Origin of the sequence: Paenibacillus sp. FSL M7-0656 (assembly GCF_038003225.1) — a bacterium.
GTDB lineage: Bacteria > Bacillota > Bacilli > Paenibacillales > Paenibacillaceae > Paenibacillus > Paenibacillus amylolyticus.
The window spans coordinates 5,369,639-5,387,224 of record NZ_JBBOOT010000001.1 but is presented as its reverse complement, the minus strand read 5'-3'; the positions used below and the strand labels follow the sequence as shown (position 1 = coordinate 5,387,224).

20 protein-coding genes are annotated in these 17,586 nt (G+C 47.3%); 1 reads left to right on the top strand and 19 read right to left on the bottom strand.

Going from position 1 to position 17,586, the window contains the following annotated elements; genetic code table 11:
• Nucleotides 1-3 precede the first annotated feature (3 nt).
• The 14 genes from MHI01_RS23645 to MHI01_RS23580 form a co-directional block, all read right to left on the bottom strand.
• A complete protein-coding gene (locus MHI01_RS23645) occupies nt 4-594 on the bottom strand; it encodes a hypothetical protein (RefSeq protein ID WP_340984253.1) in 591 nt (196 codons plus the stop codon).
• Between the two features lie 146 nt (nt 595-740).
• Nucleotides 741-1,451 (bottom strand): MgtC/SapB family protein, encoded by a 711-nt coding sequence (locus tag MHI01_RS23640; RefSeq protein WP_017692302.1) that lies wholly within the window; start codon nt 1,449-1,451, stop codon nt 741-743.
• Nucleotides 1,452-1,483: 32 nt separating this feature from the next.
• Nucleotides 1,484-1,948 (bottom strand): GNAT family N-acetyltransferase, encoded by a 465-nt coding sequence (locus tag MHI01_RS23635; protein ID WP_340984251.1) that lies wholly within the window; start codon nt 1,946-1,948, stop codon nt 1,484-1,486.
• A gap of 96 nt (nt 1,949-2,044) precedes the next feature.
• On the bottom strand, nt 2,045-3,484 hold the full coding sequence (gene gatB / locus MHI01_RS23630; protein ID WP_047841558.1) for an Asp-tRNA(Asn)/Glu-tRNA(Gln) amidotransferase subunit GatB: 1,440 nt from the start codon (nt 3,482-3,484) through the stop codon (nt 2,045-2,047).
• Between the two features lie 26 nt (nt 3,485-3,510).
• Nucleotides 3,511-4,968, bottom strand: coding sequence for an Asp-tRNA(Asn)/Glu-tRNA(Gln) amidotransferase subunit GatA (gene gatA, locus MHI01_RS23625; protein WP_340984250.1), 1,458 nt, complete (start codon nt 4,966-4,968; stop codon nt 3,511-3,513).
• Between the two features lie 27 nt (nt 4,969-4,995).
• A complete protein-coding gene (gene gatC / locus MHI01_RS23620; protein ID WP_036607033.1) occupies nt 4,996-5,283 on the bottom strand; it encodes an Asp-tRNA(Asn)/Glu-tRNA(Gln) amidotransferase subunit GatC in 288 nt (95 codons plus the stop codon).
• A gap of 205 nt (nt 5,284-5,488) precedes the next feature.
• The gene (locus MHI01_RS23615; RefSeq protein WP_024631336.1) at nt 5,489-5,872 is read right to left on the bottom strand and encodes a hypothetical protein; all 384 of its coding nucleotides are present in this window, start codon (nt 5,870-5,872) and stop codon (nt 5,489-5,491) included.
• A 131-nt stretch (nt 5,873-6,003) separates the two neighbouring features.
• Nucleotides 6,004-6,234, bottom strand: a complete 231-nt coding sequence (locus MHI01_RS23610; protein WP_174806499.1) for a hypothetical protein — start codon at nt 6,232-6,234, stop codon at nt 6,004-6,006.
• Nucleotides 6,227-6,562, bottom strand: coding sequence for a YxlC family protein (locus MHI01_RS23605; RefSeq protein ID WP_076328915.1), 336 nt, complete (start codon nt 6,560-6,562; stop codon nt 6,227-6,229). Before MHI01_RS23605 ends, MHI01_RS23610 begins: the two co-directional genes overlap by 8 nt.
• A gap of 2 nt (nt 6,563-6,564) precedes the next feature.
• On the bottom strand, nt 6,565-7,095 hold the full coding sequence (gene sigY, locus MHI01_RS23600) for an RNA polymerase sigma factor SigY (protein WP_076328914.1): 531 nt from the start codon (nt 7,093-7,095) through the stop codon (nt 6,565-6,567).
• 103 nt (nt 7,096-7,198) lie between these two features.
• On the bottom strand, nt 7,199-7,444 hold the full coding sequence (locus MHI01_RS23595; protein WP_127551797.1) for a hypothetical protein: 246 nt from the start codon (nt 7,442-7,444) through the stop codon (nt 7,199-7,201).
• A gap of 553 nt (nt 7,445-7,997) precedes the next feature.
• Nucleotides 7,998-8,630, bottom strand: coding sequence for an MBL fold metallo-hydrolase (locus MHI01_RS23590; protein WP_036607016.1), 633 nt, complete (start codon nt 8,628-8,630; stop codon nt 7,998-8,000).
• Nucleotides 8,631-8,636: 6 nt separating this feature from the next.
• Nucleotides 8,637-9,206, bottom strand: a complete 570-nt coding sequence (locus MHI01_RS23585) for a thioredoxin family protein (protein WP_017692292.1) — start codon at nt 9,204-9,206, stop codon at nt 8,637-8,639.
• 2 nt (nt 9,207-9,208) lie between these two features.
• On the bottom strand, nt 9,209-9,823 hold the full coding sequence (locus tag MHI01_RS23580) for a DedA family protein (protein WP_036607012.1): 615 nt from the start codon (nt 9,821-9,823) through the stop codon (nt 9,209-9,211).
• 160 nt (nt 9,824-9,983) lie between these two features.
• Between MHI01_RS23580 and MHI01_RS23575 the strand changes: the two genes are divergently transcribed.
• Nucleotides 9,984-10,331 (top strand): dehydrogenase, encoded by a 348-nt coding sequence (locus MHI01_RS23575; protein WP_076328912.1) that lies wholly within the window; start codon nt 9,984-9,986, stop codon nt 10,329-10,331.
• Between the two features lie 664 nt (nt 10,332-10,995).
• Here the strand turns inward: MHI01_RS23575 and MHI01_RS23570 are convergent.
• The 5 genes from MHI01_RS23570 to yyaC form a co-directional block, all read right to left on the bottom strand.
• On the bottom strand, nt 10,996-13,584 hold the full coding sequence (locus tag MHI01_RS23570) for an O-antigen ligase family protein (protein WP_340984249.1): 2,589 nt from the start codon (nt 13,582-13,584) through the stop codon (nt 10,996-10,998).
• A 191-nt stretch (nt 13,585-13,775) separates the two neighbouring features.
• A complete protein-coding gene (locus tag MHI01_RS23565) occupies nt 13,776-15,023 on the bottom strand; it encodes a class I SAM-dependent methyltransferase (protein WP_340984248.1) in 1,248 nt (415 codons plus the stop codon).
• Between the two features lie 96 nt (nt 15,024-15,119).
• Nucleotides 15,120-15,824, bottom strand: a complete 705-nt coding sequence (locus tag MHI01_RS23560) for a DUF6483 family protein (protein ID WP_076253599.1) — start codon at nt 15,822-15,824, stop codon at nt 15,120-15,122.
• Nucleotides 15,825-16,095: 271 nt separating this feature from the next.
• Nucleotides 16,096-16,887 (bottom strand): alpha/beta fold hydrolase, encoded by a 792-nt coding sequence (locus MHI01_RS23555; RefSeq protein ID WP_036607004.1) that lies wholly within the window; start codon nt 16,885-16,887, stop codon nt 16,096-16,098.
• 60 nt (nt 16,888-16,947) lie between these two features.
• Nucleotides 16,948-17,505: a spore protease YyaC gene (gene yyaC / locus MHI01_RS23550; protein ID WP_340387563.1), complete on the bottom strand. Its 558-nt coding sequence runs from the start codon at nt 17,503-17,505 to the stop codon at nt 16,948-16,950.
• Nucleotides 17,506-17,586: the final 81 nt, after the last annotated feature.

Sequence of the window (17,586 nt, the reverse complement as noted above, 5' to 3'; positions counted from 1 at the left end):
CCACTACATTTTTTTCTTGTTCAACATCACCCAGAACTCACGACCAAACAGAAGCAAACCGCCTACGATCATGAGAACCGCAAATGAATATCCGCCGTACATGGCGAGAAGCTCTTGAAACCAACGTGGTTTGCGGAAAAAAAGTACCATTAAAGATCCTCCCACAATGAGAAGTAATCCAAACGATATGCCTCTCTCCCAGACCATCATTGCATCTCGTGTAGAACGTTCATTTATCGGCTTGTCCGAAGTTGCCTGGGTTACGGCTCTACGTCTGCGCATCATGACCCAGTCCGCAGATTGCAACACATCATATACATTGTAAAAGTAAATAACCGGAATACACAAAGCCAGTAAGATGAGCAATGGCACATTAATCTGTATACCAATAGATGAGAAGTACAACACTGCTGACAGATCAAGCAAAACAAGCAACATAAAGGTCAAACCCCTCATGTACAATCTCAGATAAATATGACCCAGACCAGGAATAATGGCACTCAGTAATCCCGCAATAAACTTGTGAGTCCGATTTCTGACCGGTTTGGTCTGAACTGTACGGGTCTTTTTGTTCAATTGACGTCTCCGTTTCATAACATACTCCTCTCTTCTGATCTGACCTTCCGCTCTTCATGCATTTGGTTAGATAGTACCCTAAAGAGCAAGGAGAGTAACTGGAAGAAATATGGATATGACCAAAAACCCTCCGGCACTACTGGCCTGGGGAGGGTTGTAATTCATTATTCGATCGACACCTTGGTAACGTGTTCCCATTGTCTTAACTTGGATACCAAGCCTACCGTTTGGAAATCATGCGGTACCTGAACATGTAACACAATCTCAATTTTACGTTCAACCGACACCATCTCTGCGTAGGCCAAGTCTTGTTCATTCACGGTAATTTTACGAATTTTGATCTTCTCCTGCTCCATACATGAAGACAGTTGTTCGAGAAAACCGGGTTCTGACAAGGTATGAAGTGTAACTACATGCAGTTTGTTCCCTCGTAGATACCTTAGCTCTAATTTGTTAAATACCCAGAGATTAAGCAATACCAGAACGGTGGATACGATAGAGGCAAAAAAGAATCCCGCACCTGCTGCGAGCCCAATGGCTGCAACAACCCAGATTGAAGCTGCTGTAGTCAGTCCGGTAATGGATTTTCCCGTGAAGAGAATTGTCCCTGCTCCCAGGAATCCGACACCAGTAATTACAGCAGTAGCCAGACGCGCTGGATCAATCCTTACGTTTAATTCATTAGCAAAATCTTTAAAGCCATAAACAGACAACATCATAATCAGTGCAGAGCCAAGACATACCAGGATATGGGTACGCAAACCGGCAGCATGATTGGACCGTTCCCGCTCCAGGCCTACGAGCCCTCCAAGCAGCATAGCCAGCAATAATCGTAATAAAATGTGCCACTCATCAATGAACCAGGGATCGCCCAAAGTCGGTATTCCTCCTCAAGTTGTTAATATTATTAAAGTTTATTCTTGTGAAAAGTCGTTAATTCCACTCCAGGTGCAATCTGTGTGACCTCCACGGGATTAAAACCAAATTTGGTGTACAGATTCACTGCGGGCTGATTCAACGTTCCTGTGGAGACGATATAACGCGGAAGATCCGCATGCTGTTCCAACACATACGTCATCAAAGATGCCGCAATTCCCTTGCGAAAGTGATCCGGGTGCACCATCATTCGTGTAATGGTCAGTGTATTCTCCTCTTCCTCCGCTACAGCGACAGCCCCGATAAGCTCTCTGTCATCATGGATACAGCCATAAAAACTCTCTCCACAATCCCGAAGTGTCTCCATCGTATCCATCAAAGGAGGAATCTCCTGAAATCCGATGATTTCGGCTTCCAATCGATAAGCTACATGTTGTAGTCTCCATAACTGTCCCAACGTCTCCAGATCACTCAGTGACAATGGTTGAATGTTCATATCCGTTCCCCCGTCCGAAATACATTTGTATCTATCAATACCAAAAAGAGGCTGTCACAGGGACGAGCCTCTTTCTGTCCGGCCTCACCGGAAGGATTAGCGGTTCAGTACATCTGCAAGCAGTTGGTTGGCTAGAGCGGGATTCGCCTTGCCTTTACTTTCTTTCATAACCTGACCAACAAGGAAGCCAATGGCTTTTTGTTTACCAGCTTTATAGTCTTCCACGGATTGAGGATTATTCGCTACAACCTGCTCAACGATGGCAAGAATGGCGCCTTCATCACTAATCTGCACAAGACCCTTCTCTTCAACGATCTGCTGTGGAAGCTTGCCGCTCTCCAGCATTTCCTTGAATACCGTTTTGGCGATTTTGCTGTTGATTGTGCCCTTCTCAAGCAGGCCAATCATCTCACCCAAGCCTTGACCTGTCAGTGGAACTTGAGTCACTTCAAGGTTGCTCGTATTCAGGTAACCCAGCAAGTCGCCCATGATCCAGTTGGATACGGACTTCGCATCCTGAGTGTATTTCAGACTATCTTCAAAAAGATCTGCCACAGCTTTGGAGGAGGTAATAACCTCTGCATCATAACTAGGCAATCCATAATCAGCCGTGTAACGCGCCTTGCGCTCGTCTGGAAGCTCAGGTATGGTAGCTCTGATCCGCTCTTTCCAGGCTTCATCGATATGCAGCTTCACCAGATCCGGGTCCGGGAAATAACGATAGTCATGCGCCTGTTCCTTACCACGCATCGACAGTGTTTTCCCTTGAGCTTCGTCCCAGCGACGCGTCTCCTGAACCACTTCACCGCCATCATCCAGAATCTCAGCCTGACGGTATTGTTCATATTCCAGACCACGCTGAACACCACGGAAGGAGTTCATGTTCTTCAGCTCGGCTCTTGTTCCCAGCTTCTCCTGTCCATGTGGACGCAAACTGATGTTGGCGTCACAACGCAGTGATCCTTCTTCCATCTTCACGTCCGACACATCACAGTACTGCATGATTGCACGCATTTTTTCAAGATACGCACGTGCCTCTTCCGGAGAAGAAATCTCAGGTTCGGATACAATCTCCACAAGTGGAGTACCGACACGGTTAAAGTCCACCAAAGAAGCGTATCCGCCATCAATATGTGTAAGCTTCCCTGCATCTTCCTCCAAGTGAAGACGCGTGATGCCGATTCGTTTCGTTTCACCATTTACTTCAATATCAATCCAGCCGTTCTCACCAATCGGTTGATCGAATTGCGAGATCTGGTAGGCCTTTGGTGAATCGGGGTAAAAGTAGTTTTTACGGTCAAACTTGCTGACATCAGCAATCGTACAATTCAGGGCCATCGCTGCCTTCATGGCGTAGTCTACCGCCTGACGATTCAATACAGGCAGTACACCCGGATGTCCGAGACAGACCGGGCAGGTATGCGTGTTCGGCGGAGCTCCAAAAGCTGTGGAGCAGCCACAGAAAATTTTGGAGTTGGTATGCAACTCCACGTGGACTTCAAGTCCAACGACCGTTTCATATTTAGATGCGGACATTTCTATATTCCTCCGTTCCGGGCAGTCTACAGCTGCGGACGCTGCTTGTGGAATTCTGTATTTTGTTCAAACGCATGCGCTACACGCAATACGGTTGTTTCATCAAAGGCTTTACCGATAATCTGCAGGCCAACAGGCAATCCATCCGAGAATCCACATGGAATGCTAACAGCAGGTACACCAGCAAGGTTAACCGGAATAGTCAAAATATCGTTCAGATACATCGTAAGTGGATCATCCACCTGTGAACCCAGTTTGAACGCCGTAGTTGGCGCAGTTGGTCCGATAATCACATCATATTTGGCAAATACATTGTCGAAATCCTGTTTGATCAATGTACGTACCTTCTGTGCTTTCAGATAATAGGCATCATAGTAACCCGAGCTGAGTGCATACGTTCCGAGCATGATACGTCGTTTCACTTCCGGACCAAAACCTTGACTGCGGGACTGATGGTACAGATCCAGCAAGTTATCCGGATTGTCAGCACGCACGCCATAACGTACACCATCAAATCGAGCCAAGTTGGAAGAAGCCTCTGAAGATGCCAGCAGGTAATACGTAGCCACCGCATATTCGGTATGCGGAAGGGATACTTCTTCCCATGTTGCCCCGAGCCCTTCAAGAACTTTCAATGCAGACAAAACTGTCTCTTTCACTTGTGGTTCTACGCCTTCACCGATGTATTCCTTCGGAACGGCAATGCGAAGCCCTTTGACGTCACCTGTCAGTCCGCTCAAATAATCCGGGATTTCTACTTTTGCAGATGTCGAATCTTTGGCGTCATAACCAGCAATGGCTTGCAATACATAAGCAGAATCTTCAACATTTTTCGTCAAAGGACCAATCTGATCCAGGGATGATGCAAATGCAACCAATCCAAAGCGGGAAACAAGTCCGTACGTCGGCTTCAATCCAACAACACCGCAATACGAAGCAGGCTGTCTGATGGAGCCACCTGTATCTGATCCAAGCGTGAAGTATGCTTCTCCCGCAGCTACAGCTGCTGCAGAACCACCGCTGGAACCTCCTGGAACACGATCAAGTGCCCATGGATTACGTACAGGGGAGAAACTTGAATTCTCATTGGAGCCGCCCATGGCGAATTCGTCCATGTTGAGTTTACCAATAGTTACGGTGTCCGCAGCTTTCAATTTCTCGACAACTGTCGCGTCATACACCGGGTCGAAATTACGAAGGAATTGGCTACCACACGTCGTGCGCAGTCCGTTCGTAACGATGTTATCCTTAATACCTACTGGCAGACCAAAAAGCAAACCTTTCTCCTCGCCACTAACCAGACGGTCATCCAGTTGACGTGCACGAGCGCGTGCTTGTTCTTCATCCAGTGCCAAATATGCCTTAACTTTATCGTCATGCGCGCCAATGTTCTGATACGCCTGATCCACCAAATCGCTGACCGACAGCTCTTTGGCATGCAGCTTGTTATGTAACTCAGGCAACGATTGTTCAAATAAACTCACAGTTTTTGTCCTCCTTCCGGTTATCCGTTATTCCATTACTGCAGGCACTTTAAACTGCCCGTCTTCTTCTTCCGGTGCATTGCGCATCACCTGTTCAATCGACAGGCTTTCTTTGGTCTCATCTTCACGCATAACATTGCTTACGTGCAGAACGTGAGTGGTGGGCTCGATGTCTTCTGTATCCAGCTCATTCAGCTTTTCTGCATATTTTAAAATCGCGTTCAGCTGACCTGTCAGGGTCTGTTCTTCTTCAGCAGTCAAGTTGAGCCGGGCCAGCTTGGCCACATGCTGAACGTCATTATTCGAAATACTCATTAGCGGATGCCTCCTTCATTCGTTCTGATTCCCGAAACGACCTGAAACGAATCGCTCGTTTAACGGGCTAAAGTCTCAAGATAACTTTTTTCATTATAGGTGAGATAGTTCGACAATTCAATGCAAATGACCTGACAGGCTTCCGGGAAGCTAAAATCAAACTTATAAAATAAAAAAGAGCCGGCATCAGCCGACTCTTAAAATTCTAAATCCATGCACGCAGATTAACCTGCTTTATAAAATCCGCCTGTGACATAACATCGTTCGCGGTTTCCTCTTCCTCTTCCACAGCTTGAAAATCTCCGTTCATCAGATGATGAAACAGCTTCTCATTGTGTGTCGCAAGGGCGTAATCTATCAACGCTTCTCGCTCGACCCGCTCAGCTTCCTGCTTCAGCAGAACCTCTTCCAGATCGACGTCGCCGGATGGAACAAAAAAGTTCCGGTTCACCTGCGGCACTCGAAGCACGTAATCGAACGCATTGTCCGGATTCCGGTCATAAGCGATGATGAAACCATATTCCCCCACAGGAAGATTCTGCTCAAACGCATCCGCGACGATGACAACCTTCTCTCCTAATCGCAGCATCGTCTAACCTCCTGGTAGTCTATCATTAATATTTATTTGTATAGTCTACTAGAAAAGAATAACGATGTCTAGGAATACTAGAATTAAACAACATATTTGTGCAAAATCTTTTTTCCATTTTTAAAATGATGTTATTTCTGATTCCGTGCACCTGGCTTGCGCTGTGATCGAATCACGACAAACCAATATATTATAAGTGGCGTGGGAAATCCTGTGATTCCCCATAATCCCCATAACCAAGGGAAACGTCCACGTCTGCGTGCGTCCTGAAAGATCCATGTGCCCTGAACCAGAAGGAAAATGCCAAGCAATGCCAGCCACAGTGGAGAAATCTCATCCAATGAATAATGTATTTTATTCATGATGAACCTCCTTCCGGCGCCGTCCGGCCCAAATCACAGCCAAAATCACCGCAACAGCTGTACCAAGAGCCTGGATTCCCAGATAAAGAGCTGGAGCAGATACAAAAAATAATGCCCCAAAGGTTATGGCAAGCAATCCAACCAACCAGAAACATATCATCTCGATCCAATTGGCTCGACGTCTAATCTGTCTCCGTTCCCTGACTTGGGCTTCAAGTGCACCCAAAGAAGGAATACTTGTCGGCTCAAATGCATCATCGAGCACTTTCATGTGTTGCTGCAATCGTTCTACAACTTCTTGTTCTTGTGCATCATCTGATCTGCTCATCCTTATTCCAGCTCCTTTCTTAACTGACGGAGACCATAAGCTGTGCGTGACTTCACCGTTCCCGCAGGAATACCCAGCATTTCCCCGATCTCGTCATATCCGTATCCATAATAATGCTTCAGTAACACTGCAACACGATGTTCGGGTGTCAGTCTTGTCATCGCATCCATGACATCTGTCCATTCTTCATTCCGAGTCTCAAGCTGCCAGCGGAATCGACGTACAGCCTGATCCCGAATGAGAGCAAGCCAGTTCTGTTCTCTCTTCTTACGTCTTGTCTTATCGATATAGATGCGGGTCGCAATGGTGATCATCCATGATGAAAAGGCAGACGTGCCATCATATCGATGGATATTTTCCATACAACGAATCATCGTATCTTGCACCGTCTCTTCTGCGAGGTTAGCGTCCATTGTCACTTTCACAAGATACTTATACACAAACGTGTAGTGACGTTGCAACAACGCTGCGAGTGCGCTATCGTCTCCCGATACTGCTCTGCGTACCTCTTCAAGCTCAGCTACCTTTATCATGAAATCACCTGCTTCCCGTTCAATCTGGAGTTAATACGACAGGCTCTGCAAAAACGTTCAATGAAATCAAAAAAAAATTTAAACCCGACAATTTCCCGGGCAATCAGACTTGATTCCGGTAATCTTGCAGCTTGTCGAACCACGGTTGGTTGCGGGCTCCGTTTCTTAAAACACGGCTTGCCCATATATTCTGCTGAGACTTAACCACTTCATTGGTCACGCTAGGGTTATGTATTAAAGCTCGCTCAGTACCTGTTTCTCTTTTCCCACTTTCCAATATGCGACGGTTTTCTTCAATGATCGGATACTCGACACGCTGATTCAACGGAATAACTCTTGTTTTCTCCACTTTGATATTCCCCACTCTCATGATCTATATAAGTTGAACTAAAGATTATTTACACTGACACTACGATGACGGAATAACCTTCCAATCGCTGTTATCCCCAGATTTTTTGATTCCCTTTTCTTAAAGGGGAAATCCGGTGATAGCTTATGCTTTCGAAGTTGCTTTCTTGCAGAAAGCTTGTAGCTTCGCTTTTACAGGTTTTTTCTGCCCTCTCCGTTATTGTGTAAATGATTAGTTCAACTTATATACTATTTTTCTTAAACTCATCATTTCTAAATCAATCTGTACTTGCTATTGGTCTAAAACTGGCTTGTGATGAAGCGCATCTTGCATCTCTATGTAGCGTAAAAAAGGCTAATTCTGTGATAAAAAGGGGCTGAAAACAAAAAAAAGAACGCAAACCGGGTATAGACCACAGTCTGCGTGCTTCGCGAGGTTGGGTGTTTCTTGGTAATGCTTCAGTTAGATGATGCCTTAACGCTTGTAACAACTAATTGCTATTCTAATGAAAAAGTTGTCACTTGTCCAGACTTTCTTCACATATCATGTCGGATTATCTTGCGGACACGTAAGGATTGTTCTGTTTCTCATAACCAATGGTCGTTTTGGGACCATGACCTGGATATACTTTCACTTCATCAGCAAAGGTGTAAAGCTTGTTCTGGATTGAATCAATCAGATCCCGTTCACGCCCTCCTGTCAGGTCCGTTCTGCCCACACCCATGCGGAACAGCACATCACCGGCAAACAGGTCGTTATCACAAAGCAAACTTACACTGCCTGGTGAATGTCCAGGTGTATGGAACACTTTAAACGTATGACCAATCAGATTCAGCTTCTGCCCTTCGTCCATGGCATATTCAGCAGGATCTGTCGAAAGCGGTGGTGTCGCCTGTGGCCAATTCAAAGATCCATTTAATTTCGGGGTGGTGAGCCAGTCACTCTCCAAGTCATGAAGATAAACGGGACATCCCTTCAATTTACGGATCTCATCTACCCCGCCCATATGATCAAAGTGAGCATGAGTGAGGAGAATGGCTTCGATCTCCAAGTCTTGGATCGCCTTAAGTAGCGGCCCTGGATTCATGCCTGGATCGATAATGACGGCTTTGCCCGGATCATCTCCTTGTAAAAGGTACGCGTTGGTCTGAAGCGGGCCTAGTGTAAACGTACGAATGTTAAGCATATCGGCTTAGTAACCCGAAATCAGTTCACGCAGCTCACGGATAATGGCCGCATGTGACTCCGTTCCTTCCCCATAACGTTTACCAATCTCTTGACGCGCTACAGCCAAATTTTCTTGATAATCTGCTGCTTCACGATCCGGATTAAGGCGTTTGAATTCAATCATGACTTCCTGTACATGCTGCGGACGAGGTCCCCACTGACCTAACACATGACCACCTGTATCTGCAAAAATAACGACTGGCACGGAACGGCCACCCATCGTCAGGAACTCATCCATCACTTCCGGATGGTTCTCCATAATCAGAACTTCTGTTGGAATTCCTGAGATTTCAAGCGCCTGAAACACAACCGGAATATTACGGACAACATCCCCGCACCAGTCAGCAGCCAGAATTAACACACGCAGATCATCGCGATGGTTCAGACTCTCAAAGAACTCACGATCCTCTTCGTTCGACCAAGTAAAGCTATCATAGTTGGCCTGGAATTCACTTTGGTTCTTGGTCATACTCTCGATAAAATCTTTCGGTGGAAGACCTTTACCGAATTTGTGAGACAAGTTGGGTTTACCCATGACTAGACACTTCCTTTCTTTTTACGAACATTCATCCATTTAATAAGTACATAAACGATCATAAGGGCGAGAGCGACAAGCAAAATAGGCATAACATATGGTGCCGCTTTCTCATCAATATGCTTCCATTGATCTCCAAGAATCATCCCTAAATATATAAACAATGCAGTCCAAGGTATAACAGCGAGTGTAGTAAGCAAGATGAATTTGCCTGTGTGCATTTTCGTGATGCCAGCCGGGATGGAGATTGCATGTCTTACCACCGGAACAAAACGCGCTGTGAAAATGACACCTGTACCATACTTGCGGAACCACTCCTCGGAATGGTCGATGTGTTTTTTCTGGATGAGTATGTATTTACCGTAGCGTTCAAGTACAGGTCTGCCGCCATAACGGCCAATCCAGTAAATAAATAACTGGGCAATCACACCGCCCACAGTACCAAAAATCATAGCACCGAAGAAGTTGATATTACCTTGTGAAACGAGAAAACCTCCATACGCCAGCACAATTTCGCTTGGGATAACTTCCAACATTAATCCAAGCATGATTCCAAAGTACCCAAGACTTTGAATCCAATCGAACAATTGGCCAACAAGGTTATGAATAAAGTCCATCTCAACCCTCTTTCTCCATCCTGATTGGCGGTGCCCCTCCGCACCATGGATGTTCGTCCCTATTTTATCACAGGGCTGTGGACGTTGCTACTTCACGAGGTTGGGATAGTGTCCCGTTCGTAGCAGTCGGCATATGGTATGGGGAGAGGAGCGTGAGAAGATGTCACACAAGTCAATACCCGGTTCTCCGCCGGTCAAACATAAGCAATCTGGTCAAAACCTTCCTTCCGCCAGAGGAATTCGCAGAGCATGCAGCAAGGAATTGTACCGGACAGCCAAAAGGCTAAAAGTATATGTCTCTCCCGAACGAATGAAACAGGCGGAAGAATATTATTACGGTAAGGTGATTACAAATCTGCTCTGGATTGGGGAGAATCGCGACAACCGCAAGAAATTATGTGAGTGGTGGAACACAGATGTCAGTGCAGAGATCGCCACGATGTGGGAAGTAGACGTTGAACCATTAAAAGATGCGTTTCAGCACGCATTTGGCGGTTATCGTCTGTAGATTATGGAGGAATGAGGCAGATAGCTGTGTCTTCAAACCTACTGAAAAACGGAGCAATGGTTGAAGCTAATCTTAAGCGAATCTGAACATGTTAGGAACATGTTAGGAACGGGTAAGGGCACGGGCACTGTGTCCTTACCGTGTGATGTTAATGCCTTCTTCACGTACGAGCAAGCGATTGAGACAACATAAATGGGAATTGCTCATTTATGATGTAAAGCTTCGCTCCAGGTGGAATGCAGGGCGTCCTCTGGCTTGCGGATCGAGCAGAGCATGAAGCCGACCACCATGGGGAGTATGAACATAAGCTGAGAGTATATTTTCATGCTCATTCTCATACTCAAGCCCAAGCCCATGAGCGGTAACGAATCTGAGGCGTCTTATTCAACGATTTGAAGCGTCTGCAGAAATCTAAGGAACCTGAGACACGTTATATCGGAATTTTTGACCTTTTATAGGTTTTTGTTAGGGAATTTCCGGAAATAACGTGTCTGATGTTCCTTACAATTTAAAAGGAGGAGCTAAAGGCCAAATAAGACGTCCTGTGTTCCTTAGAAAATCGCATACCCATCCGCGAGGAGCAACCGGCTTGGACTCCCAGAATTTTTAGACGTTGACATCCATCATCATATAGCTTGGGTAAACGTCAAGATCCAGCAGTGATTCAAGGGCTCCGCTTGGTCAACTCTGGAGTAAACGGATGAGAAAAAGCTGAAGCAAGCCTGCGCAGGTTCTCTCCATAGCCTGGAGCATGTTCTTCCAGTACAAAACGACGATCATTGCGAACGTTTCCTGCTTCCACTTCCTCAGCCAGCAGTTGATACCGTTCATACATCTGAACACCAGCGGCGGCAGTCTGTTGGGCTCGATCCGTGAATCCTGCCTTCCATTCCCGCCTCGCTACCTGCTCCATCCAATACAAAGCCGAGGATTGGCCAATGCCATCATACCGATTCAATGCGATCGCTTGTTCAAAATATTCTCCAGCCTGCTGTCCTTCGTCGAATTGGGCTACCAATCGTCCCAGTTCGATGTAAATCTGAGGGTGCATCGGGGAATGGGACAAGCTGTTTAAAAGGAGTGTTTCTGCTTCTCGTACCGGGAGCGTTCGCGCAAAGGATATCACGATATCCGCCCGATTCGGGTTAGACTGAAGGGCAACCATAAGATGCACCTTCTGTGCTGGAGTGCCAGCCGGTTCAGACATCGCCTGATGGTACTGCACTTCTGCTACGGCATATCGGGAGGTCAGCCAGACTGTTCCACCAATCCAGAAAAGGATGATCATCACTGTGGATACCCTTATTAGCCAAGCAGTTACTCGCTGAAAAATATGAAAGAAGGAACGCATCGAGACAGCTGATGGGTGGGATTGGGTTGGTAAATATCGCAAGAAAAGAGATCTGGATCTGGATCTGGATTTAGATCTCGATTTAGATCCCGATTTGAATCTGATAGGAGTGTATTTTACAGTTACGCCGGATCGTTGCACTCCCTCTGTTTCCGTCTTCAATGCAGTTGCCCAAGCACCGAGCCAGATGAAGAGCATCCAAAATAATGTAAAGCTCCAGTCAAAGTCCATCGCCCCATGCAGGCCAAAAATAAGCACAGAAGGCATGAGCTGCGGTGCAAAATGAAAGATGCTTCGCAGGGTGAGGAGAAACCACCCTGCGACAAGCACGATGCCGATCATGCCCGTGTCCAGGGCGAGATCGAGCAGGCCGTTGTGGACCTCGCCTCCGACATAAGGCGAGGATTGAATGGCGCGGAATATGTTGCGCCATGTATCCCCACCGTGGCCGAGCCATGCGGCCTCGGTCCACAGCTGGAGGGCGTCCCGCCACATCTGTAGGCGGGACACCCCAGTGCCGACACCCGCCGCGAGGCGATCGGCGGTGGAGGCCACGGCCATTAGTGCGGCGGCGGCTCCCGCCAGCACAATGGCCGTCAGGGCAGCGGCGCGTGGAGCCTTGGCGGCGCCGCTGTGCCATAGACGGCACAGCAGCAGCGTGCCAAGCAGCGCAGCTGCCCATGCCCCGGCCAGTGCCAGCAGGCCGGGCACGGGTGCAGGCGCCAGCTGGGCAGCAGCCAGCTGGCGGTACAGCCAGGCCGCGCACGCCAGTGGCGCGGCCATGGCCAGCAGCAGCGGCAGGCGGGCACCGCGCCGCTGCAAAGCAAAGGCGGCGACCGCGGCGCAGCCGGTCGCCAGCCAAGCGCCGCGCGACTCGCTCAGCAGAAGCGCGGCTTGCGCAGGCATGAGCGGCAGCACTGCCGCGATGAGTCGCCCGGCCGGCACAGGCCGGGCTATGACTCGCGCGGTGGCTGTCAGCCGCTCCAATGCGTACATGCCAACAACGGCACCGTACGCATTCGGGTACTGCAATAGTCCGCCGAGCCTTGCTCCGGCGGAACTGATCTCGGGGTCAGCAGTCCGCATCACCCCGAAGGGCAGCGGCAATATCCCGCATACGGCAAGGATGCCGCTTAGCACAAGCAAGCCTCCTGCCATCTGCCAACCGCAAGCTAACCAACGCGCACCATCCGTGCGCGTAGCCAGTATTGCAGTGAGCAGCGTAAACATCGCAAGTAGGCTCCACCGTAGCATTTCATCCATGCTGCCCTGTTTACTCACCGAGCCTACCCATGCATGTAGCCCAAAACATGTCATCATCCCCAGCGGCCATAATACCCGCCACATTCCTGGAAATCGAAAAATTTTCTCAACGATTCGTTCGAGTCTCCCCCGACCCTGTCCCAATGACATGGGTATTCGTTCACTCGCCTTCTTGGGACGAATACCTACAAGGAAAAGCAAAAACATAATCAATATGCTTCCTCCTGCGATCAAAAGGACAGGGTACAGATCCGCTGAATAGTACAGCCCTCGACTCAGACATCCTGCAAGCAGCAAGACAATGGAGAGTATGCCTACCCCAACAGTCCAACCCCATCCTGAATAACGTTTACACCTCAAACTTTGAGAAAAACTCCCTGACGCATCGGTCTGAATAGCTCCATTTGAATTATTTTTATCCTCTTTTTTATACGTATCATCTTTGTTATATGTATCTTCCCTATTATATGTACTGTCTTTACTACCCTTACTGTCCCCATTACATAAGTCCCTGTTATCTACATATTCTGTACCATTTGCGTGGTGAGACCGTTCAAACGCCTGTTCCATCATTTCCTCATTCGCCGCATACCCTCGTCTATACCTTACAACTCCCTTATGCATTGTCCTATTCTTCATCCTTATACACCCTCCTTCCTTCCAGCACTCCATATGCATAACAAAAAGACAGAAGATCCCGATAACGGGTCCTTCTGCCTGATATACATCTGACAGTTATAATGTTGATTGCTACGAAGTATGTGCATAGAATATCATTTTACATTCAGGGACCCTAATTGCAGTATGTCCCTGGATTGGCGTTGGCACACTCAGCAAAGGTCGCAATTTGCGGAATCTTGAACGATTTCTTTGCTCGAATTTGATTTCCCATCGGCCTGCTTGCCATCGCCAGGAAGCAAATCGGCACAAGCCCGCTCCAAATATGGATCAGCATGAATGAAATCACGGAAAGCCGTATATTCATTCCACATCTCCGTCACTTCGCCAGCCTGACCGCGAACAGCACGAATCAATATGTTTTTAGGCGTATTCTCCATATCGATGAATTCAAGCAATTGTGTTTTGTATCCCATCAGATCAAGCAACTTGGCACGAATCCCATCCGTAGCCAGAGCGGAAAAACGTTCCTTGAGAATACCGTGGGACAACAACGGATTCATCACGGAAGCCTCTACTTGATCAAACAGTTCATGCTGACAGCAAGGAACAGACAGAATAACAGAAGCCCCCCAACGAACTGCCTTCTCCAAAGCAGCATCGGTAGCTGTATCACAGGCATGCAGTGTGACAACCATATCCACTTCATTCAATTCATCGTAGTCCGCGATGTCTCCAACCAGAAACTTCAGATCGCCATAATGCAATCGATTAGCCAGGTCATTACAGTGTTCAATTACATCTGCCTTTAAGTCCAGCCCAATAATCTTGAGTGAACGACGTTGTTGTACAGACAGATAATGATATAACGCAAATGTCAGATAAGACTTGCCGCAACCAAAATCAACGATGGTCAGTGGACGTCCTTCCGGCAGATGTGGAATGACATCCTGCACCATTTCGAGGAAACGGTTGATCTGTCTGAACTTGTCATACTTGCGGGCCAGCACACGACCTTCTTCGTTCATAATACCAAGTTCAACGAGGAACGATACAGGTACGCCTTCTTCTAATACATATTGCTTCTTGCGATTATGCGACAGATCCACCGCAGTTTTGGAAGCAGATTTGGTCAGAATGGATACTTTATATTTTTTGCTGATCAAAATTTGATAGTCTGCCTCGGTCGTACAGAGCAGCCCTTGACGAAACGTCTCTTCGCATAACAAAGTCATGCGCTCAGCCGCTTCAGCCGGAGTCAAATTCTCGTGCAGCACTTTGTTGTTATAATGAAATGCAAATTGATAATGCAGCTGATTCTTCAGTGTCACCGGCTTGACTTGCACTTTGGTATACGAGACATTGTCCCGTCTGCGCAGCTGGCTCCAGGTCGCTGTAATCAGCGAATTCTGTTCAAAGATGTCTTGTATAAGCTTTCGCAATGAATCCACGGGGTACATCTCACTTTCGATTTGGTTTGGTCAACCGTTACCATACCACAATTCCGTTCCCTCTCCAAGTAAAGGCATGTAACAGGCCTTGATCCAATCCATATTTTATGAGTTCATCTCTTGACGACTTAGTTCAGCTAGTCCCTCTTCAACTTCGTTCCGTGGCAGACCGCCCTGCTCCAGTTGTTCATCCGTGAGTGGGCTCAACCTTTCATAGAACGCCTGTACATCATCTCGGTAGCTCACCGGGAATTCAGCACCAAGCTGTAGCAGCCTGTACCAACTGTTCTCTGCCTGGTCATAACGCCCTTGTTGTTCACGATAAAGGGCAAGCTGTCTTTCGGTTCGAGCAGGGAGTTCATATTCTTTCGTAAGCCCCAACACACCCTCAACCCGTTCCGGTGCGTCCAACAACTTGGGATTAGCGCCATGATTTAATGCATACAGGTAAAAATGAAGTGATCTCATCAATCGAATGAGGGCGTCATCCTCTGCGTCCATTCTCTCCTGATCATCGATGCCTTCAACTTTGGCCTTCTCTTGATAGATGTAAGCCTCTTCTTCAATCAGCCTCGCGGCTTGCTGCAGATTATCTACCTCAATTATTCCGCGAAAACGGAACATTTCAATAACATCCTCTGCTGGCAATGAGTTCAGTAGAGATAAGTTCAACCCAAACTGCCTGCGCATCAACTCATCCAGTTCAGACAATGCCTCGGTGTGCTTACGTTGCTGTTTGAGCGTGAACACTTTGCCTATTGCTTCAGTCATTTCCTCCATCATGCGGAGCAGATAATCTTTTCTGAACATGCTGTATGCCCCCTCATCATTCGACCCTATACATTCAATCGTTCTCATATCGTTCCTTTATATTTATTTTAATTCATGCCATGACAAAAAGCCAAAAACAAGACACACGTGTCTTTGCTCTGGCCATGAACACACTAAACCCCTGCCTATCCCAAAGGGACGTGGCAGGGGCTCGGTTGAAATGGAACTGGTTACTCCTCCTCCACAAGAGGTTGAATCATCCAGAAACCAAACTATATTCTAATGATATCAACATAAATCACTTCATCAATTACTTCGATAATCCAGCCATAAATTGTTTAATGACCTGAATTAACTCTTCAGGAGCTTCATACATGCTCATATGACCTGCACCCGCAATCACGGCTTGCACGATATGTGGCTTGTCACTTGTAAATGTACGTTCTGGCGGGATAACAGCATCCTTCTCTCCTGCAACCAGCAATACAGGTAAAGGTGTAGCCGATAACACATCGCGGCGATCCGGGCGTTCTCGCATAGCAAGTGCAGCACCAACAGCACCTTGAGGAGCAGTCTGGTATCCAATTTCCTTCACACGTGTTACATGCTTAGATAACGATTCCACATGTTCCGGTGCAAACAGTCCGGGAACCAGTCCATCTACAAAATTCACGATACCTTCGGTCTGAATGGTGGATACAGCACGAAGGCGTTTTTCCTTGGCTTCTTCACTGTCCGGATAGGCTGTCGAATGAATCAGACCAAATGCATTCAAACGCTCCGGGTGACGTTGTGCAATCGAGAGCGCAATGTATCCCCCCATCGAGTGTCCCAGAAGGACCGCTTTTTCCACATTCAACTCATCCATCAACTGTAATACATCGTTGCCCATCTGTTCGATGGTATAACTTCCTACAGGTGCATCTGTTTTTCCGTGTCCACGCAGATCAGGTACGATACAGCGATAGCTGCGTGCCAGTTCAGGTACGACCTCATCCCAATACGATGAACTGCCACAGTATCCGTGGAGCAAAATGAGTGCTTCTCCCTTACCTTGTTCGGCATAACAAATCGTCGTTCCATCACACATCACTTTTTCCATATGAATCCCTCTCTCTGCGCGAATTAAATAATTCAGGTTGTATATTATTAAGCCTACATATCATGAATGAAACGTTTGTCTCCATTTCCATGCTTCAATTGCGGCATCTGCAATCGTTCGGGACATCCCCATAACCAAGTGAAGCGAGGTCATCTGCAAAATGGAATAGGGCCTTGGTCCATTCGCATTAACCACAGCTGCTACACTGTATTGTCCAACAGGGGGTAGCTTGCCTCCGACCGATTGGGCCGGAATGAGTGGGTTATTCGAGAGATAGTATGTACCTACCGCATGCTTTGGACCCAGACATGCATCAATCGCTATGATGGCATGGTGTGCAGGAATAAGTGCCAATTTCTTTTCCAGCGTATCTGCATCACAAGGGGAAGACAGCGTACCAATCACGTTCTCCATTCCGCTCTCTTGCAGTAAACTTCCTGTCATTGGACCCAGAGCATCCCCGGTGGAACGATCAGTACCGATGCAGACAAACGTGATTTCAGCTGGAGAATGAAGTTGAACGATGTTTTTGAAAAATAAGACCAGATTCTCTGCAGGCACGCCTTTGCGGACTTCCCTTCCTTGATGGCGAACCATTTCTCGCTTATACGCTGCCAAACTGTATTCCCTCCAGTACACTCAGGTTTCCGTTAAATCCTGTTGTTGTATCCATCATTGTAACCGATGCTTGGTTTCCTC

Excerpts from the sequence above, each read along its gene's own strand:
- MHI01_RS23590 (WP_036607016.1), bottom strand. The coding sequence starts at position 8,630 with ATGCTTAACATTCGTACGTTTACACTAGGCCCGCTTCAGACCAACGCG.
- MHI01_RS23635 (WP_340984251.1), bottom strand. The coding sequence starts at position 1,948 with ATGAACATTCAACCATTGTCACTGAGTGATCTGGAGACGTTGGGACAG.
- MHI01_RS23560 (WP_076253599.1), bottom strand. The coding sequence starts at position 15,824 with ATGTTCAGAAAAGATTATCTGCTCCGCATGATGGAGGAAATGACTGAA.
- MHI01_RS23605 (WP_076328915.1), bottom strand. The coding sequence starts at position 6,562 with ATGAGCAGATCAGATGATGCACAAGAACAAGAAGTTGTAGAACGATTG.
- MHI01_RS23555 (WP_036607004.1), bottom strand. The coding sequence starts at position 16,887 with ATGGAAAAAGTGATGTGTGATGGAACGACGATTTGTTATGCCGAACAA.
- MHI01_RS23580 (WP_036607012.1), bottom strand. The coding sequence starts at position 9,823 with ATGGACTTTATTCATAACCTTGTTGGCCAATTGTTCGATTGGATTCAA.
- MHI01_RS23575 (WP_076328912.1), top strand. The coding sequence starts at position 9,984 with ATGTCACACAAGTCAATACCCGGTTCTCCGCCGGTCAAACATAAGCAA.
- MHI01_RS23615 (WP_024631336.1), bottom strand. The coding sequence starts at position 5,872 with ATGCTGCGATTAGGAGAGAAGGTTGTCATCGTCGCGGATGCGTTTGAG.
- gatC (WP_036607033.1), bottom strand. The coding sequence starts at position 5,283 with ATGAGTATTTCGAATAATGACGTTCAGCATGTGGCCAAGCTGGCCCGG.
- gatB (WP_047841558.1), bottom strand. The coding sequence starts at position 3,484 with ATGTCCGCATCTAAATATGAAACGGTCGTTGGACTTGAAGTCCACGTG.
- MHI01_RS23645 (WP_340984253.1), bottom strand. The coding sequence starts at position 594 with ATGAAACGGAGACGTCAATTGAACAAAAAGACCCGTACAGTTCAGACC.
- MHI01_RS23585 (WP_017692292.1), bottom strand. The coding sequence starts at position 9,206 with ATGGGTAAACCCAACTTGTCTCACAAATTCGGTAAAGGTCTTCCACCG.
- sigY (WP_076328914.1), bottom strand. The coding sequence starts at position 7,095 with ATGATAAAGGTAGCTGAGCTTGAAGAGGTACGCAGAGCAGTATCGGGA.
- MHI01_RS23610 (WP_174806499.1), bottom strand. The coding sequence starts at position 6,234 with ATGAATAAAATACATTATTCATTGGATGAGATTTCTCCACTGTGGCTG.
- MHI01_RS23570 (WP_340984249.1), bottom strand. The coding sequence starts at position 13,584 with ATGAAGAATAGGACAATGCATAAGGGAGTTGTAAGGTATAGACGAGGG.
- MHI01_RS23565 (WP_340984248.1), bottom strand. The coding sequence starts at position 15,023 with ATGTACCCCGTGGATTCATTGCGAAAGCTTATACAAGACATCTTTGAA.